Annotated in this window: 14 protein-coding genes; 9 read left to right on the forward strand and 5 right to left on the reverse strand. The window is 41.4% G+C overall.

From position 1 onward, the window contains the following. Nucleotides 1–31: 31 nt before the first annotated feature. On the reverse strand, nucleotides 32–2,563 hold the full coding sequence (locus EV579_RS12255; protein WP_133744520.1) for a PEP/pyruvate-binding domain-containing protein: 2,532 nt from the start codon (nucleotides 2,561–2,563) through the stop codon (nucleotides 32–34). A 281-nt stretch (nucleotides 2,564–2,844) separates the two neighbouring features. On the opposite strand from EV579_RS12255, the gene EV579_RS12260 reads away from it, so the two are divergent. From EV579_RS12260 to uvrA, 3 genes are all read left to right on the forward strand, one after another. Next, nucleotides 2,845–3,090: a CsbA family protein gene (locus tag EV579_RS12260; RefSeq protein ID WP_044334235.1), complete on the forward strand. Its 246-nt coding sequence runs from the start codon at nucleotides 2,845–2,847 to the stop codon at nucleotides 3,088–3,090. A gap of 293 nt (nucleotides 3,091–3,383) precedes the next feature. Then, nucleotides 3,384–5,369, forward strand: coding sequence for an excinuclease ABC subunit UvrB (gene uvrB / locus EV579_RS12265; RefSeq protein WP_024423583.1), 1,986 nt, complete (start codon nucleotides 3,384–3,386; stop codon nucleotides 5,367–5,369). 7 nt (nucleotides 5,370–5,376) lie between these two features. After that, nucleotides 5,377–8,253: an excinuclease ABC subunit UvrA gene (gene uvrA, locus EV579_RS12270; protein WP_133744521.1), complete on the forward strand. Its 2,877-nt coding sequence runs from the start codon at nucleotides 5,377–5,379 to the stop codon at nucleotides 8,251–8,253. A 30-nt stretch (nucleotides 8,254–8,283) separates the two neighbouring features. On the opposite strand, the gene EV579_RS12275 is transcribed toward uvrA, so the two are convergent. Further along, complete coding sequence (locus EV579_RS12275) at nucleotides 8,284–8,514, reverse strand: hypothetical protein (protein ID WP_133744522.1); 231 nt, start codon at nucleotides 8,512–8,514, stop codon at nucleotides 8,284–8,286. A gap of 197 nt (nucleotides 8,515–8,711) precedes the next feature. On the opposite strand from EV579_RS12275, the gene EV579_RS12280 reads away from it, so the two are divergent. The 5 genes from EV579_RS12280 to EV579_RS12300 all read left to right on the forward strand — a co-directional run bounded on the left by EV579_RS12280 (nucleotide 8,712) and on the right by EV579_RS12300 (nucleotide 14,687). Continuing rightward, complete coding sequence (locus EV579_RS12280; protein ID WP_024427655.1) at nucleotides 8,712–9,047, forward strand: hypothetical protein; 336 nt, start codon at nucleotides 8,712–8,714, stop codon at nucleotides 9,045–9,047. Nucleotides 9,048–9,058: 11 nt separating this feature from the next. Then, nucleotides 9,059–10,150, forward strand: a complete 1,092-nt coding sequence (locus EV579_RS12285; RefSeq protein WP_133744523.1) for a DUF4097 family beta strand repeat-containing protein — start codon at nucleotides 9,059–9,061, stop codon at nucleotides 10,148–10,150. Between the two features lie 6 nt (nucleotides 10,151–10,156). Further along, entirely contained in the window at nucleotides 10,157–10,351 is a 195-nt protein-coding gene (locus EV579_RS12290; protein WP_024423578.1) for a PspC domain-containing protein, read from the forward strand. After that, nucleotides 10,352–10,738 (forward strand): phage holin family protein, encoded by a 387-nt coding sequence (locus EV579_RS12295; protein WP_024423577.1) that lies wholly within the window; start codon nucleotides 10,352–10,354, stop codon nucleotides 10,736–10,738. A 94-nt stretch (nucleotides 10,739–10,832) separates the two neighbouring features. Then, a complete protein-coding gene (locus EV579_RS12300) occupies nucleotides 10,833–14,687 on the forward strand; it encodes a metallophosphoesterase (RefSeq protein WP_133744524.1) in 3,855 nt (1,284 codons plus the stop codon). 29 nt (nucleotides 14,688–14,716) lie between these two features. On the opposite strand, the gene EV579_RS12305 is transcribed toward EV579_RS12300, so the two are convergent. Genes EV579_RS12305 through nagA form a run of 3 tightly spaced genes read right to left on the reverse strand, consistent with a single transcriptional unit; the run spans nucleotide 14,717 to nucleotide 17,376 of the window. Beyond that, entirely contained in the window at nucleotides 14,717–15,442 is a 726-nt protein-coding gene (locus EV579_RS12305) for a GntR family transcriptional regulator (RefSeq protein ID WP_133744525.1), read from the reverse strand. An 18-nt stretch (nucleotides 15,443–15,460) separates the two neighbouring features. Further along, nucleotides 15,461–16,186: a glucosamine-6-phosphate deaminase gene (nagB, locus tag EV579_RS12310; RefSeq protein WP_133744526.1), complete on the reverse strand. Its 726-nt coding sequence runs from the start codon at nucleotides 16,184–16,186 to the stop codon at nucleotides 15,461–15,463. Continuing rightward, nucleotides 16,186–17,376, reverse strand: a complete 1,191-nt coding sequence (gene nagA / locus EV579_RS12315) for an N-acetylglucosamine-6-phosphate deacetylase (RefSeq protein WP_133744527.1) — start codon at nucleotides 17,374–17,376, stop codon at nucleotides 16,186–16,188. Before nagA ends, nagB begins: the two co-directional genes overlap by 1 nt. Nucleotides 17,377–17,553: 177 nt before the next feature. Here nagA and hprK point away from each other — a divergent pair, with 177 nt between their 5' ends. Beyond that, a complete protein-coding gene (gene hprK, locus EV579_RS12320) occupies nucleotides 17,554–18,486 on the forward strand; it encodes an HPr(Ser) kinase/phosphatase (RefSeq protein ID WP_024423572.1) in 933 nt (310 codons plus the stop codon). Nucleotides 18,487–18,493 lie beyond the last annotated feature (7 nt).

The raw sequence follows: 18,493 nt of genomic DNA on the forward strand, positions 1-18,493 counted from the left end.
ATGACCGCCAATATCATCCAAAAAGATAAGTTTATGCACGCGAGTACTGTTTTAATATCTGAATGCGTCCATTGCTGCCATCTACTGTCACAAGGTCACCGGATTGAAGTGTTTCAGTTGCTATTCTAGTACCTAAGACAGCTGGCATCATATACTCTCTTGCGATAATAGCTGAATGAGATAAAATGCCTCCAGCATCGGTGATAACTGCTTTCGCATCTCTAAATAAGCTCGTCCATAAAGGTGTGGTCGTTTTACAAACTAAAATATCATCCTTTTGAAATTGTGAGAATTCGTCAGCACATGTAATGACTTTTACTCTTCCAGAAACAATACCGCTGGATGCGCCAATTCCATGGATCACATCGTGTGTGTTGTTTTCATTTTCTCTTAATGAACCAAGCATTCTTTCTACTTGCTGCAGTTCCGCTTCAGTTGGTGTACCAATGTAAGCCGGTGGTTGAATATCTTCATTTTCCTTCATTTCTATCTTTCTTTGCTGGATAACCGAATCAAATGAGATAGACGTTGTGAGCGCTTTTTGTACCTCTTCCTCGTAGAGATACCAAAGATCTTCTTGATGAGGAATGGATCCTTTTTGTACAAGAAGTTCACCTATTTTTAATAGATATACCCGGGCCTTTGCATCTAACATGGCATCAATATAGAAGTGGTGGTCATCTCGGATATTCGCTGCTCGAAGGGCAAATTGATACAGCGTCTCAAATTTTGTTTTAAACGATTCATCCTTCACTTGATTCATAAAATGTTTATATGTCTCTTGTCTTTTGATCACTGCTTTTGCAAATTCTTCATCAAAATCACAATGGCAATGGATGTTATTTCTGATGATATCTAATATAAACTTCGGGTTTTCTGCCCAAGTCTCATCTGTAAGGTCATGACTTTTAATAGATCGCCAGCCGTAAACTTGGAGAAAATCCTCCAATTTCGAAATGAAATGCCTTCCTTTTTCCGAGTGATTGAGTGCATGTAACAGCTCCGAGTTCTTTTCATGTTGAATAAATGCTTGATGAAGTTCTGGATCTTGAAGGACATCTTTTGCGATATCAGATAGCACCTTGTCTGTTTCAAGAGATTTGTTCATCACGCCTATCATCATTTCGTGCAGCAAGACGACTTGGGTTTGATCACCAGTATACGTTACAAGCATGTCTTCAATGATGGCTGATAGAATGACTTGTGGTATGACGATATCAAAATGATCATCATATGCTTGAATATAAAAATCCTTTAATTCTTCAAAACCAATGATGGCTTTTTCAATGGTCATAGGTTCCTTCATTTGGCGATCGAGTTTTTCGTAAAATGGAAAGAAATTTTTCTCTAGAATCTCATACATCCGTTCACTTAAATGAGGAAATAACTCAAATATACTTTCATCAAAAACGGGTGCAGCTCCCTCTTGCGCTTCTGGCAGATCCGGTGCTGAGTATAGGTGGCCTCTGTAAAGCTTAATATCTTTGATGTTCATATCAGGTACTTGATACTTTTCTCCATTTTTCTTCATCCCGCTTTTTAAGGCTGGTATGATCAGGCTTGAGAAAAGAGGGCTCGTTGGACCAGGCATATGATCATCCATTGAAATCCAGAAATCCTGCAGCTCTTCTGGCTTCATTTGAAAAGAAGCACCTGCTGTTTCATTTACTGCTTTTGGAAGAGCTGTAGTAATCGGCCTTGCTTGAAGTAAATAAAACGACCCATCTGCAATTCCAAATTCGATATCGACTCCATGTCCGTAAAGTTCTTCTACTTGTTTCGTGATTTGTGTGATTTCCTTCAATTGATCATCGTTCAGGCAAAACTGGCCAGCCATTTCCTCCGATACTGGCTCCTCGATGACACCCTCTTGGAAAGGAACAATTTGTAGCTCTTTCGCCCCAAGTGTTTTTTCAATCGAAAAGTTCTCTTTATCTACAATAAACGTGTCTGGTGTCACAAGGCCGGAGACAATTGCTTCTCCCAATCCGTAGCTTGCGGTCAGCATCATTTCATTTGTTTTCCCCGATACGGGATTCTCACTAAAGATGACACCGGAGACGTCAGAATGGATCAATCCTTGAACGACAACGGCCATGAGCGGCATATCTTCCTCATTTTCATTCATCTCTTCCTTATATTCTGTGACTCTCGCTGCAAAATAAGAAGACCAGCATTCTTTGACTGCCTGTAAAAACTCTTCATTTGTTTTGATATTTAAATAAGTCTCGTACTGTCCTGCAAATGAGGCGCCTTCGAGATCTTCAGCAACAGAAGAGGACCTGACTGCAACTGAGGGGTAAGTCTTCCGCAAGGATTGAAAGGACGAAAGCAGCTCTGCTTCCATTTGTAAAGGAAACGATGCTTCTTTGATTTTTTGAGAAAGGTTTTGTTCTGCTGGCTGCAGATTGTGATATGAAAGAAAGCTCTCAAAGCTGTTGGTTTTAATAATAAATCCATCTGGGACTGGCAGGCCGTGATTGTTTAATTTGATTAAATTCAGGCCTTTTGCCCCTGCGAGTGATGCGGATTCTTCAGCCGCATGAAATAAAACTGAATACATGGGAATGCCCCCTTATCCAAATAGCCAATGGTTTGTATGTCTCTCTATTTTTTAAAATGATAGTGCGCACTATCATTTTAATCATAGGATTGATTGGATGTTATTGTCAAAGACGGAAAGACCTATCTTTACAAAGGGGACAATCTCACTAATTTCCTGCTATTTCTAAAACAAAAGTCTCCGAACATGGAGAAAAAAGGCGAAATTGAAAACTGTGAATTGTTCAATATGCCAATCTTTACTATAATCAAGGAAGTAGACCATGAAGAGGGAGGGTTTTTGTGATTACAAAAGCCATATTTGCACTAGTTTTTCCTTTCTTGCTCGTTATTTTATTTTCAAAGGTTACTTACAATCATTACGTGGGCATTGCGTTAACAGCAGCGCTTTTATTTGCTTCGTACATGAAGGGCTATACAGAAACCTACTTTATTGTGGGATTAGATATTATTTCTTTAATAGCTGGGGCTTTGTTTATGGCTAAGAAAGAAATCGAAAAAAAAGAAAAAGCTGAAGAAAATCAGTGATGTCATCGCCATCAAGAGCATGATGGCTGAAAACTGACATGTTTTAAACAAGAGCTGTGCTTACGATTTCTAGTAAGCGCAGCTTTCTTTTTCTGCTCATCGAATATCTCACTCCAAAATGTTCCATACTGAAAGGAAGGTTTTCTTAAGAGGGTTATTTGCCATGGGAGAGAGGGTATGACTGTATTGGAAATAAAAATCAAGTAAGAGCCGAACTTTAGTTCGTATTTTTGTGTTCTTTTATGATAATATATTCATTAGATAGATTTCGTAAACGAAACGGAGGCTTTGATGTGAGTGACCGCTTTGAATTAGTTTCTAACTATCAGCCCCAAGGAGATCAGCCAAAGGCGATTGAAAAGCTTGTTGAGGGGATCCATCAGGGGAAACAGCATCAAACGCTGTTAGGTGCTACAGGTACGGGAAAGACCTTTACTGTCTCCAACCTGATCAAAGAAGTGAACAAACCGACACTTGTCATTGCGCATAATAAGACACTTGCCGGTCAGTTATACAGCGAATTCAAGGAATTTTTTCCGAATAACGCTGTTGAATATTTTGTGAGTTACTATGATTATTATCAGCCAGAGGCATATGTACCTCAGACCGATACATTTATTGAGAAGGATGCCAGCATCAATGATGAGATTGATAAGCTGAGACACTCGGCTACGTCCTCGTTATTTGAGAGAAGAGATGTCATCATCATTGCCAGTGTGTCCTGTATTTATGGCTTAGGTTCGCCAGAGGAATACAGAGAGCTTGTGCTGTCTTTGCGTACTGAAATGGAGATTGAACGCAATCAGCTTCTTCGTAAGCTGGTGGATATTCAGTATTCTCGTAATGATATAGATTTTCAGCGCGGAACCTTCCGAGTCCGAGGAGACGTCGTTGAGATTTTTCCTGCTTCACGAGATGAGCATTGTATCAGAGTGGAGTTTTTCGGTGATGAAATTGAACGTATTCGTGAAGTGGATGCGCTGACTGGAGAAATACTTGGTGATCGTGATCATGTGGCGATTTTCCCAGCATCTCACTTCGTCACAAGAGAAGAAAAAATGGAAAAAGCCATTATCAATATTGAACAAGAGCTAGAAGAACAGCTTGAAAAGCTTCGCGAAAATGGAAAATTGCTTGAAGCGCAGCGTCTTGAGCAGCGGACAAGATATGACCTTGAGATGATGAGAGAGATGGGCTTTTGTTCAGGAATTGAGAACTATTCAAGACATCTGACCTTGCGTCCGCCTGGTTCAACACCTTACACACTGCTTGATTATTTCCCAGATGATTTTATGATTGTGGTCGATGAGTCGCATGTGACGATTCCGCAAATCCGCGCCATGTACAACGGGGACCAAGCGAGAAAGCAAGTGTTGGTTGATCACGGATTCCGCCTGCCATCAGCACTTGATAACAGACCGCTCACCTTTGATGAGTTTGAAAAGCATATCAACCATATTGTGCATGTATCAGCAACGCCTGGCCCGTACGAGCTTGAGAAAACGCCAGAGGTCGTGGAGCAAATTATCCGCCCAACAGGTTTACTTGATCCAATTATTGAAGTGCGTCCGATTGAAGGACAAATTGATGACTTAATTGGAGAAATTCATGCACGAGTTGAGAAAAATGAGCGTGTACTCGTGACCACGCTGACGAAGAAAATGTCTGAGGATCTCACAGATTACTTAAAAGAAATCGGAATCAAGGTGAATTACCTGCATTCAGAGATTAAGACCCTTGAGCGGATTGAGATTATCCGTGATCTGCGTCTCGGTAAATATGATGTGCTTGTTGGAATCAACCTTCTTCGTGAAGGACTGGATATTCCAGAAGTGTCGCTCGTGGCCATTTTAGATGCGGATAAAGAAGGCTTTTTGCGCTCTGAAAGATCCCTCATCCAGACGATTGGCCGAGCAGCGAGAAATGCAGAAGGCCGAGTCATTATGTATGCAGATAATATGACGAAATCGATGGACATTGCGATTCAAGAAACGAAGCGAAGACGGGAACAGCAAGAAGCATATAACGAGAAATTCGGGATTACCCCGCAAACGATCCATAAGAAAATTCGAGATGTCATTAAGGCAACAAAGATACATGAGGATTCAGAAGAATACGAAACAAAAGCAGCACCAAAGCTTTCGAAAATGAGCAAAAAAGAACGAGAAAAAGTGATCGAAAAAGTCGAGATGGAAATGAAAGATGCAGCAAAAGCGCTTGATTTTGAAAAAGCAGCAGAATTAAGAGATCTATTGCTAGAGCTAAAAGCGGAAGGATGATTGCCTGATGGCTATGGAACGAATAGAGGTGAAAGGTGCTAGAGCCCACAACCTTAAAAATATTGATGTCAATATCCCGCGTGACCAGCTAGTGGTCATTACGGGATTATCTGGTTCAGGAAAATCGTCGCTTGCCTTTGATACGATTTATGCAGAAGGTCAGCGCAGGTACGTTGAATCTCTTTCAGCGTATGCACGCCAATTTCTTGGGCAGATGGATAAACCGGATGTAGATGCCATTGAAGGTCTTTCTCCGGCGATTAGTATTGACCAGAAAACGACGAGCCGAAACCCTAGATCAACAGTTGGTACTGTCACTGAGATTTATGATTACTTGCGTCTCTTGTATGCTCGAGTCGGAAAACCGATTTGTCCTATACATGGAATTGAAATTACGTCACAAACGATTGAGCAGATGACAGATCGTATTTTAGAGTATCCTGAAAGAACGAAATTACAAGTGCTTGCGCCAGTTGTATCCGGCCGCAAAGGAACACATGTGAAAGTGCTTGATCAAATTCGGAAGCAGGGCTATGTACGAGTGAGAGTCGATGGAGAGATGGAGGATCTTTCAGAAGATATCGAGCTTGAAAAGAACAAGAAGCATTCCATTGAAGTAGTCATTGATCGAATTGTCGTGAAGGAAGGCGTTGCTGCTCGGCTGTCTGACTCCCTTGAAACGGCGCTGCGGCTGGGAGAAGGCCGAGTGATGATTGATGTGATTGGACAAGAAGAGCTGTTATTCAGCGAACATCATGCTTGTCCGCATTGCGGGTTCTCTATTGGTGAACTTGAGCCGAGAATGTTTTCATTTAATAGTCCTTTTGGTGCCTGCCCGAGCTGTGATGGGCTCGGTTCAAAACTGGAAGTCGACCCTGAGCTTGTCATTCCTAATAAGGATCTGACTTTACGGCAGCATGCCATTGCACCATGGGAGCCGCAAAGCTCGCAATACTATCCGCAGCTTCTTGAGGCTGTTTGTACACATTATGGCATCGACATGGACATTCCAGTGAAAGATATCCCATCGCATTTATTTGATAAAATTTTATATGGAAGCGGATCTGAACGGATTTATTTTAAATATGAAAATGATTTTGGTCAGGTACGTGAAAATGAAATTGAGTTTGAAGGCGTTCTTCGTAATATTGAACGGCGTTATAAGGAAACAAGCTCAGATTATATTCGTGAACAAATGGAAAAATATATGGCCAATCAGCCATGTCCGACATGTAAAGGATATCGTCTGAAAAAAGAAACGCTGGCGGTTCTCATCAATGGCAAGCATATCGGAGAAATCACCGATTTGTCTGTCTCTGATGCCCTTGATTTCTATGAAAAAATTGAGTTATCTGAGAAAGATTTGCAGATTGCCCAGCTCATTTTACGTGAAATCAAAGAGCGTTTGTCCTTCTTAAATAATGTGGGATTAGATTATCTGAATTTGAGCCGGTCGGCTGGCACACTATCAGGCGGAGAGGCGCAGCGGATTCGCCTGGCGACTCAAATCGGGTCAAGGCTGACAGGTGTTCTTTATATATTAGATGAACCATCCATTGGTCTGCATCAGCGCGATAATGACCGGTTGATCGGGACGTTGAAAAATATGCGTGACATCGGGAACACACTGATTGTCGTGGAGCATGATGAAGATACCATGCTAGCCGCTGATTATTTAATAGATATTGGACCTGGAGCAGGAGTTCATGGAGGAGAAGTGATTTCAGCTGGAACGCCAGAAGAAGTCATGAAGGACCCGAAATCCTTAACAGGACAATATTTATCTGGTGAGAAATTTATTCCGCTGCCAATTGAGAGAAGAAAGCCTGACGGCCGCTATATTGAGATAAAAGGTGCAAAAGAAAACAACCTGAAAAACGTGAATGCGAAGTTTCCTCTTGGCGTCTTTACAGCTGTGACCGGAGTATCCGGCTCAGGAAAAAGTACGCTTGTGAATGAAATTCTATTAAAATCACTTTCACAAAAATTGCACAGAGCGAAGGCGAAGCCAGGGCAGCACAAAGAAATCAAAGGAATGGATCATTTGGATAAGGTCATTGATATTGATCAATCTCCAATTGGCCGTACACCAAGATCCAACCCTGCCACCTATACAGGTGTCTTTGATGATGTGCGGGAGGTGTTTGCACAAACCAACGAAGCAAAGGTACGAGGCTATAAAAAAGGCAGATTCAGCTTTAACGTCAAAGGCGGCCGCTGTGAGGCGTGCCGCGGGGATGGCATCATCAAAATTGAAATGCACTTTTTGCCAGATGTGTATGTGCCTTGTGAAGTGTGTCACGGGAAACGTTATAACCGCGAAACACTCGAGGTCACATATAAGGGAAAAAACATTGCTGACGTGCTTGAAATGACCGTGGAGGACGCACTCCAATTTTTCGAGAATATCCCGAAAATTAAGCGGAAGCTTCAAACGATTTATGATGTGGGGCTTGGATACATTACTCTTGGACAGCCTGCAACGACATTGTCCGGAGGAGAGGCGCAGCGCGTGAAATTGGCATCTGAGCTTCACCGCCGTTCAAACGGAAGGTCTCTTTATATTTTGGACGAGCCGACAACAGGACTGCATGTGGATGATATTGCCCGTTTATTAAAAGTGCTTCAGCGTTTGGTTGAAAACGGAGATACGGTGTTGGTCATTGAGCACAACCTTGATATTATCAAGGCTGCTGATTATCTCGTTGATCTCGGACCAGAAGGTGGTGCAGGCGGCGGAACGATCATTGCCTCTGGCACTCCTGAGCACATTGCAAAAGAAGAAGCATCTTACACAGGAAAATACTTGAAGCCTATTTTAGAGCGTGACCGTAAACGCATGAAACAGTTGGTTAAAGAAACGGAAAGTGTGACTTCTTCATAAAGAAAACCCCTCGATAAGAGGGGTTTTCTTTTACTGCATATCTTCCTTCGGCATTAAATTACTGAGGTGCGTTAAATCCTTTAAAATATGGGTGCTGCTGCTGTCGAGCAGTACCTTTAAATAACGGATATCACCATACTTTGGATGAGACGGATGAATGGTCTCAAGTTCCTTGATCATATCGCTGTTCATGCTTTTCTGTTTCTGTATAAGGTCTAAAAGCGTTTGAGCCGTATGTTTTGAATTATGATGATCTGTCAAAATAATTACCCCCTATAATGATAATCACCATCTTTTCAACATATTTTAAAGGGTAATCTGTGAAGAATCTACTCTTAGGTGCAAAAAGAAATAATTTGTGTCTAAGGTCATATGTAAATCGAATGATTTTGAAACTTTTTATACGCAATAAACGTATGAGTTAGAAAGGGATTTTCGTTATGAAGGAGCGAATATATATGAATAGAGATCAGTCGATTATTGCTTCTATTTGTTATTTTAGTGTATTATTTATGCCGTTTATCGTACCGATCGTGGCGTTTTTTGTAGTAGATCAAAAGGAAACGAAGCGGCACGCATTGCGGGCATTATGGTCACATCTTTTGCCGGTCGCAGCGTGCATTCTGTTGATTTTTGGGTCTATCCCATTTTTATTGACGACACAGGCAGGTGACTCGCTCATTCCAGTCATGACGGTGTTCATCTTGTCTTTTTTAGTAGTCATTGGCTTTTTGATCTCTGTCATTTGGAATATCATTCAAGGTATTAAAGTACTTCAATCCATCAAATCTTAGGAGGGCTTTGTATGAATGAAAAAGAACGAATTTTAAAATTAGTAGAAGACGGAGTATTATCAGCAAAAGAAGCAATTACGCTGCTGGAAAAACTAGAAGAAGGTCAGTCAGTCTCATTAGAAAAGTCTACGGCTGATCACACCTTTCATGAAGAAAAAGCTGGAGCAGAGAGCAAAGGAAACGGCACCGAAAATCTTGGGGCAAAGCTGTTTGGCTGGTTAGACTCTGCGGTGAAAAAGGTAAAAGACGTGGATCTTGATTTGAACTTTGGACAGTCCGTTGATGTTGAGCACATTTTTCAGTTCAAGGACGCATCGCTTTCCCATTTAGATATTCAATTGGCGAACGGCAGCCTCAACGTGATGCCTTGGGACGATCGAGATATTCGAGCAGAGTGTCATGCAAAAATTTACCGTGCAGAGGATGGAGAGCAGGCAAGACAGCAATTTCTCAATCAATTGGACTGCGGGCTTGAAGGAGATAAATTTTTTATTCGAACCGAAAAGAAGACGATGAAAGTCAATGTTACATTATACGTACCGCGTATCCAATACGATAAGATCAAGGTCAAGCTGTTTAATGGACCGATTCGCGGGGAAAAGCTAAAGACAAAAGAACTTGCCGCGAAAACGACAAATGGTGTTGTCTCTTTTGCTTCGTTACAAGCAGAAAAAGTCGGAATAGAAACAGCAAACGGACAAATCAAACTGGCAGATCACGAGTGTGGTATGATTGAAGTAGAAACCATCAATGGGCTCATAGACCTGCGCGGGAAAAGTGAATCAATTGATGCTCAAAGCTTTAATGGAAATATTGCTGTTCAGCTGTCAGATGAAAAGTGCCGTTCCATCTATGCGAAAACGACAACAGGCAGTGTGGACGTTCAGATTCCGCGTGCATGTGCAGTGACCGCTGAGCTGAAAAGCAATCTTGGGTCTATCTCTCACGATTTACTTGAAGCAGAGATGATTAAAGAAAAAAATGAAACATTACAAAAAGAGAAAATGATCAAAGCCAATCAACAAGCGGTGCACAGTATATCCATTTTTGCAGAAACAAAAACAGGATCAATACAAGTAAAGCACCAATCAGACAAGGAGTGATTCTACATGAAGAAGCTTTATCGTTCAGCAACAGATAAAAAAATAGCGGGTGTTGTTGGTGGACTTGCGGAATATTTAAGTGTGGATGCATCGCTGCTTCGCATTTTAACCGTCATCATCGGATTTTTGACAGCATTTATGCCGATCTTCCTGATCTACTTCATCTGGTATTTTGTTGTTCCGGAAGAAGGCACTAAGTAAATGCTTAGATGGATCGTCAGTATTTTAGTAAATGCATTACTTTTAATCGTCATTGCTGGATATTTTGATTCGGGCATTCTGCCTGGGCTCGGGAGCGTGTATATTGAAGGTTTTGGCGCAGCCATTGTGGCAAGTATCATTTTGTCCTTGCTCAATATTTTAGTGAAGCCGTTTTTGATCATTTTAACGCTTCCAGTGACCGTCCTTTCACTAGGATTGTTCTTATTTGTCATCAATGCGATTACACTCATGATGACATCGAGCTTTATGGGAGATAGCTTTAACATTGATGGATTCGGAACGGCCATTTGGATGGCTGTCATTTTATCCATTTTCCATCTGTTGATACAAAAAGGAATTGTAGAGCCGTTAGCGAAAAAAAGCTAACGGTTTTTTTGTGCAAATTTGCATCGTTTCTCCGTTCCATCTGACATAAAAACGACCTTCAGGAGACACAATATCCGAAGGGAGGCGGTGCAAGATGGTGAACGTGAGCAGACAAATCATGCTTTTATGTTTTTTTATCATTCTTTTTTGTTTCAGTCAGCCTGCTTCAGCAGGACCTTTTCTTCAAACAGAAGTGAATGTACCGGACAAGCCTTTTTCGCCTTTTATCTTTGACCAATTTCATGTGGACGTCCGCCCGGTTCTAGGAAAAAGCCATGATCTACAGTTTCGTGCGTCCATTAGTGACCAAGAACAGATTTTGTCTGCGAACTTGTATTATAAACAAAGTGATGAACTGGGGTACCGCTTGATTCCAATGGAACGGCTGCCAGGGATGAAGCCAGAATTTACAGCGAAAATTCCGCCAGATCAATTATGGAATCCAACCGTTCGTTACTATACAGAGTTCCTTACGCAAAAATCAGTAATCAAAACGGCAGAGAAATCGGTTCATTTAAATGGATTTGAAGAAGATCTTTCACATATTCCGGATTTATTCATCACAGAAATTGTCGTCAATTCAAAAAACCGAAAAGGCAAAGATGCTTTTGAGTTTATCGAAGTGTATAACACGACACATGCGCCTATCTCTCTTAAACATTATCAGCTCCGCTACCGCAATCCTGCACAGGGCATTGAAATGGATGATGTATATTCCTTTCACACAAATCCAGTCACCATTTCACCTGGAAAACCTTATGTATTCTGGCTGAGAAAAAAAGGGCAGGAGCATTTAACGACAGCGGACTTTAATGCCATGTACAAAAGCCAATTAAAAGAGGGCGAGCATCTATCTATTATCGAGAGCAAAGGGCTGTCCAACTCTAAATCTCGTCTTGTTTCGATCACAACAAATATAGGTGAAGAAATTTCTTCTGCCGCTTTTCGTTTGAAGCCATCATGGTTTAGCGAGCATAAATCCTTGCTGTTTAAGTATCCAATGGATGGTACGACGCAGACGAAGCTGATTTCGAAAATTGAGGAAGAACCCACTCCAGGTAAAGTGCTAAAAGCACAAATTCCATCTGAAAAAAAGGAAATTTCTCAAGATATCCATAAACCTGTGATTGAAGATATGACGGTAAGGAAGCCGGTGAAACCAACTGAAAGTGTAGAGATTAAAGCAGATGTCCAAGATGATCAGGCCGTGAAAACCGTCAAGCTGCGCTATCGAACGAATCGAAAAGATCCGTTTAAGGAAATCCTGCTGCAAAAAGACCATAATGACCGGTTATTTCATCATATTATTTATTCACCTGAGTTGATTGGGAAAGAACAATTGGAATATCAGCTTGAAGCGTCAGACGGCGAAAATGAAGCCAAGACGTTGAAAAAAACGATTGATGTGGAGCAGGTCAGCAAAGCCCACGGTCTACGATTCAATGTGGAAGAGGGAGATACGGTATCAGGTTTATTTTCATTAAAGGCAACGTCTGATCAGAAAAAAAGCATCGAATTGCGGATAGATGGAAAACGGAATCAGCAAGTATCCTCTGCCCTTGAAGCAGATCCATATATCGCATTTGATGTCAAAGGAACAAATTTATATTTTAAAAATGGTGTGTCTATAGGTAGGCGTTTACTTTCTATTTTTGATGATTCGACAAAAGTGTACCGTACCTATACAATGCCAATACCCGAAGAAGAGATAAAAAAGGCAGGTCTCCAAACGATCTCTTTTCACGCTGGCACAAAGTCTTCTCCGGTGGACCGGCTGCCTGGAGAGAATCATGATGATTTTGAATTGAAAAACGTCAGGATGATCTTATCAAATGGAACACAAATTCCGCCAATCAATGCGAAGCCGCTAAAAGAATGGAGAATGGGAGACAGCGGGAACGCAAAAAAGGTGAGAACGTTTCAATTTGAGATTCCAAAAGAGGCGTATGTTTCAACCTATATAAAGTGGGACACAAAAAGGCTGAAAGAAGGGCCGCACCTGATTGAGGCCAAAACCTCAGACGAGCACGCTTCAGTACGTGTGAAAGTTGATAACACTGGGCCGAGAATTAAGACCAACGTACAAGTAAAGGATCAATATAAAGGCGCCTTTACATTAAAAGCAAAAGTTACGGATCGCTGGAGTGACATAGAGGAGTTGAAGGCATATGTGGATGGCAAACCAGTTTCTTTGCCATATCAGACGTCCTCTAGTGAATTAAAGCCTGGGAAGCACACGTTTACGATCAAAGCAAAAGACGCAGCTGGTAACATGTCGACGTTAAAAAAAGAGTTCAAGACGGTACATGAGCATCCAGAAACACCAGAGCGGGTGGCAGATAAGACGAATATGAAATCATCAAAACAAACTGTGCTAACCAAGGATCCAACGAATGATAAGTTAGATTACTCTTTTTATCGTGCCTATCAATATACATCGCTGCATCCTTCAATGAAGATTTTTAAGTATGCAGCAGAGACAGAACCGCCTAAGAGTTATCTCCAAAAAGGAGAAATGATTTTTTCTGATCAAGAAAGGAACCGCATTGCATTTGTTGATGGAAAGTCAGTTGAAACGAAGGATTTACAGCGTTTTCCTTATCATCGTTTTCAAATTAAGGTTCATCATAGTGTACGTGAAAAGGATGTCGTCGAAGCTGTATGGAAAGGGAGTTCATTGTCAGGGAGAAAGGTGACAATGTACGCGTGGAATCACCAGCAGGAAAAGTGGGATAAAATCACTCATCACTTTGCCAAGGATCAAAAGGAATTTTATCTGAAAGGGCTACTGTCAGTGAGACAGTACATGAAGAATCAAACGTTTGATTTGCTAGTACAGGATGAAATCAGCAAATCGCAAAAGCCATATAAGATGGTATGGATGTCTGACACTCAATATTATGCAAAGAGCTATCCCCATATCTTTAAACAAATGGTCGAATGGATCAGAGATCAGAGGGAAAAATTAAACATTCAATATGTGTTCCATACAGGCGATATTGTGGATGATTCAAAGGATAAGCAATGGCAGCGTGCTGATACATTTATGCGTGTATTAGATGAGAATCACATTCCCTATGGTGTTTTAGCAGGAAATCATGATGTTAGACACAAGGACGGTTTATATGCGGAATACGGGAAATATTTCGGGGAAAAACGCTTTGCTGATAAGCCTTACTATGGTGAATCCTATCGAAACAATAAAGGTCATTATGATCTCATCTCTGCCGGTGGCAATGATTATATGATGGTGTACATGGGCTGGGGGATTAAGCAAGATGAAATTGATTGGTTAAACCGTGTAATTTCTGAGCATCCAGATCGTATCGTCATTTTAAATTTCCATGAGTATTTGTTAGTGAGCGGCAACCGAAGCCCGATTGGCGACCTCATCTTCCACCAAGTGGTGAAACGCCATCCTAATATTGTGGCCGTATTTAGCGGCCATTACCATGGAGCAAGCAGGAAAGTAGATGAGCTTGATGATGACCATGATGGAAAAGTCGACAGGAAAGTATATCAAATACTCGCCGATTATCAGTCAGGACCTGAAGGTGGTCAAGGGTTTATGAGGGTCATAACAGCCGATCAAGAAAAAAATCAACTTCATTTTACGACATACTCTCCTTACTTGAATCAAGAGCATTTTTATGATCCTAAAACGTATGGAGATCAGGATGAATTTTCAATCGATGTAGATTTGACACCGAAAATGAAATCTGTCAAAACCAATTATTTTGAACTCAATGTGTATACGAATGTTCTTCTAGGAGAAGCGCGCGGCGTAAAAAGCGGCAAAAAAGCAAGCTTTGAGTGGAAGGGCTTAAAGCCAAATGAAGATTATTATTGGTACACTGTAGCAAAAGACCGTTTTCAAGGAAAAGCCATTTCACCAATATGGAAAATTCATACAAAAGATGATGACGAAACAAAATTTCTTAGGAAATAAAAAACAGTGCTCCGTGTCAGGGGCACTGTTTATCTTTCCATTGTATGAATGAGCTTGTAACGATCCCCTCTATAAACAGAAACGACATACTCAAATGGAATGTCTTGTTGAAAAAAAGTCGTTCTTGTTATGGACAGCACAGGATCGCCTGCTGAAATAGACAGCAAGTTTGCTTCTTCCTTTGAGGCAACATTGGCTTCAAGTTCCTGTTTGGCATGAGCAATGACATGTCCAGTGTGAGTTTCTATATATTCATATAAAGAGCCAGTTAAATGTTTCTTTGTTAAATCTCCGGCAAATCTTTCAGGTATATAGCTCGTTTCAATCGCCATCGGTTCATCATTTGCAAGGCGTATCCGTTTGAGCTCAAATACAGCATCACGATTTGACAGATGTAAGACTGGCAGCAAGTGCTCTGGACATGCGGTTTTTTTAAAGTCAATCAGCTGGCTTGATGCTTTGAGCCCTCGCTGGCGCATATCCTCTGAAAAGCTTGTTAAGCCTTGAAGCGGCTGTTCAAATTTTTTCCGGCTAACAAAAGTGCCTTTTCCTTTTTGTCGATACAAATATCCTTCGTTCACAAGATTCGATAAGGCTTGTCTGACAGTCATTCGACTAATACCAAAGCGTTCGGCATATTCTCTTTCAGAAGGAATGATTGTATCAGGTGCTAATGTTCCATCCTCAATTTGCTTTTTCAAGTTCTCCATAATCTGATGGTACATCGGAATAGGTGACTGCTTATCAATAAACATGTGAAAATCCTCTCGTTTTTAGCGTAGTGATCCAGCTTCTCGATCAATCAAGACCGTTACATCTTCATGAAGTTTCAGTGCTGATGCTGGAAAGTCCGGATGAATCTCTGCCTGTTCTAAATATTGTATCACTTTCGCTTTTGATTTTCCTGAAGCAAGAAGGAGAATCTTTTTACTTGAAAGAATGCTCGCGATTCCCATTGTGATGGCATGTGTAGGTACCTCATCAATAGAAGAAAAGTATCTTGCGTTAGCCTGTCTCGTGTTTTCATCTAACTGCACGACATGAGTTTTTGAGTTGAAAGGGGTACCTGGTTCGTTAAAACCGATATGCCCATTTTGACCGATCCCAAGGAGCTGAAGATCGATGCCGCCTACATCCTCAATGAGCTGGTCATATCTTAAGCATTCCTTTCCTAAATGAGCTGCATTGCCATTTGGAAGAAAATACTGATCGTGAGGGAGATCAATATGGTCAAATAAATGACGTTTCATGTAGGTCATATAACTATTTTCGTGTTCTGGATCAAGTCCTGCATATTCATCTAAATTGATTGTTTTTGTTTGCTTGAAAGACAATTGATGCTCTTGATGAAGTTGAATTAACTCTTTGTAAGTTTCAATAGGTGTACCGCCTGTTGCTAGGCCGAGTACGGCATCGGGTTTAGCAGCTATTGTCCTTGCAATAATGGCAGCTGCTTCTTTTCCTAATTGATCTTTGCTTTCAAATTCGATGATGTTCATTAGTGGTTGGCCTCCTTTTTTTCAAAGACGATTTGTCCACGGCAGATCGTCATCATCAGTTCACCAGATTCATCCCAAATCACCAGATCTGCTAGTTTTCCCACTTCGATGGAACCGAGCTGTTGATCAAGTCCCAGCTGAGCGGCCGCATTGGTTGAGGTCATCTTCGCAATCTCTGTCCACTCACAATTTGTGAGCTGTTTTATCCTTTTGACGCCGTCTTTCATTCGCAAAATCGATCCTGCAAGTGTACCATCGTCCAGCAATGCTTTTTCGCCGCTAACTGTGACCGTCTGACCACCAAATTCATACGTTCCATTCCCAAGCCCTTTTGCACGCATCGAGTCTGTGATCATGATTAAACGATCACTTCCTTTTGCCAAATACGCAAGCTTGATGGAAAGAGGATGGGAGTGAATCCCATCTGTGATCAGTTCGGTATAAAGGTTCTCATTCGTAAGAGCAGCACCTACAGCGTTCGGTTCACGATGCTGAAAGGAACTCAGTGCATTATAAAGGTGCGTTACATGGCGTGCACCATGCTTAGCTGCTAAATTGATCATGTCATGATGGGCATTCGTGTGTCCAATAGAAGGGATGATGTTCTTTTCCTGTAACAGGGAAAGAAATGCAAAATCTGTGTCTTCCTCAGGTGCAAACGTGACAATTCGAATGAGCTGATCAGAAGCATCCAGCCATTTTTTAAAAAGCGGAATATCAGGCTCTGTAATCCATTGAACAGGCTGTGCCCCTGCCTTATCTTTAGAAATAAATGGACCTTCGAGGTGGATTCCTATACATTGTGCCTGATTTCCTGCTTGTGCTTCATTACTTTGTTTCCACTGAGCGACATTTTTAAGTGCATGCTCAATCTCATGATGGTTTTGTGTGATGGTTGTCGCTAAAAAACTTGTCGTTCCTTCGGACGGAAGGTTGTCAGCGAGCGTATTCATTGCTTCTGCTGTCGCATCCATCATGTCTGCACCATATCCGCCATGGATGTGAATATCAATCATTCCAGGGAGTAAATAAAAGTTTTCCCGGGAAATATATACTTTTTCATAATTTCCTGTCGGTGGTGATGTTGAAATATAGTCAATCTTGCCATCGCGTAAACCGACAAAACCGTTTTCAATGACCTTTGTCTTTGTCACAATATGAATGTTGGAGAGCAATAAAGAACCGCTCATGTTTGAGCCCCCTTATTCGTTATCTTTCATTTAAGTTTACTCTTTTTAAGTATAGTTGTCTATACCAGTTAGGGCGGTGAAACAGGAACAGGATAAAATACTGTTTTGGGTTCATCATTGAAAGTGATAAAATAGAGCTGTATTTCTGAATCGCCTGTGATAAAAGGAGGAAGAAACGTGCCGAAAGTTCGTACGAAGGACATAATGGAACAATTTCATCTTGAACTGGTAAGTGGGGAAGAAGGGATTAATCGTCCCATTACAATCAGTGATCTTTCCAGACCAGGTATTGAAATGGCTGGTTATTTTACATATTACCCAAAAGAAAGAGTTCAACTTTTAGGGAAAACTGAGCTTTCTTTTTTTGAACAGCTCCCAGAACGCGAACGAAAGCAGAGAATGATGTCTCTTTGTACAGATATTACCCCTGCCATTATTTTGTCACGAGATCGTGATGTCCCGAAGGAATTAATCGAAGCATCAAATGAAAATGGCGTGCCCGTTTTACGATCTAGCCTAAAAACGACAAGACTTTCGAGTCGATTGACCAACTTTTTAGAAAGTAAGCTTGCACCAACGACTGCTATTCATGGTGTGCTCGTAGATGTATATGGTGTAGGTGTGTTGTTAATTGGGAAAAGCGGAGTAGGAAAAAGTGAAACAGCCTTAGAATTAGTGAAGAGGGGACATCGGCTGGTCGCAGACGATTGCGTGGAAATCCGTCAAGAGGATCAGGATACGTTAGTCGGGAGCGCACCTGAGCTGATTGAACATCTTTTAGAAATCCGCGGGTTAGGCATTATTAATGTGATGACCTTATTTGGAGCAGGCGCTGTCAGAAGCTATAAGAGAATTACGATTGTAATGAACCTTGAGCTTTGGGAACAAGGCAAACAGTATGATCGTTTAGGACTTGAAGAAGAGAAAATGCGCATCATCGATACAGATGTGCCGAAGCTGACGATCCCTGTGCGGCCAGGACGAAACTTAGCGGTCATCATTGAGGTGGCTGCGATGAACTTCAGGCTGAAACGTATGGGACATAATGCAGCAGAACAATTTACAAGTAAACTTGCTGATGTCATTGAAGACAATGGCCAGGATGAATAGGAGTTGA

The sequence above is a fragment of the Bacillus sp. BK450 genome, assembly GCF_004364885.1.
GTDB lineage: Bacteria > Bacillota > Bacilli > Bacillales > Bacillaceae > Bacillus > Bacillus safensis.

What these genes read in the sequence shown, in the direction of transcription:
- uvrA (WP_133744521.1), top strand. Translation starts at nt 5,377, where the DNA reads ATGGCTATGGAACGAATAGAGGTGAAAGGTGCTAGAGCCCACAACCTT.
- EV579_RS12290 (WP_024423578.1), top strand. Translation starts at nt 10,157, where the DNA reads ATGAAGAAGCTTTATCGTTCAGCAACAGATAAAAAAATAGCGGGTGTT.
- EV579_RS12305 (WP_133744525.1), bottom strand. Translation starts at nt 15,442, where the DNA reads ATGTTTATTGATAAGCAGTCACCTATTCCGATGTACCATCAGATTATG.
- nagA (WP_133744527.1), bottom strand. Translation starts at nt 17,376, where the DNA reads ATGAGCGGTTCTTTATTGCTCTCCAACATTCATATTGTGACAAAGACA.
- EV579_RS12300 (WP_133744524.1), top strand. Translation starts at nt 10,833, where the DNA reads ATGGTGAACGTGAGCAGACAAATCATGCTTTTATGTTTTTTTATCATT.
- nagB (WP_133744526.1), bottom strand. Translation starts at nt 16,186, where the DNA reads ATGAACATCATCGAATTTGAAAGCAAAGATCAATTAGGAAAAGAAGCA.
- EV579_RS12255 (WP_133744520.1), bottom strand. Translation starts at nt 2,563, where the DNA reads ATGTATTCAGTTTTATTTCATGCGGCTGAAGAATCCGCATCACTCGCA.
- EV579_RS12295 (WP_024423577.1), top strand. Translation starts at nt 10,352, where the DNA reads ATGCTTAGATGGATCGTCAGTATTTTAGTAAATGCATTACTTTTAATC.
- EV579_RS12280 (WP_024427655.1), top strand. Translation starts at nt 8,712, where the DNA reads ATGAATAGAGATCAGTCGATTATTGCTTCTATTTGTTATTTTAGTGTA.
- EV579_RS12285 (WP_133744523.1), top strand. Translation starts at nt 9,059, where the DNA reads ATGAATGAAAAAGAACGAATTTTAAAATTAGTAGAAGACGGAGTATTA.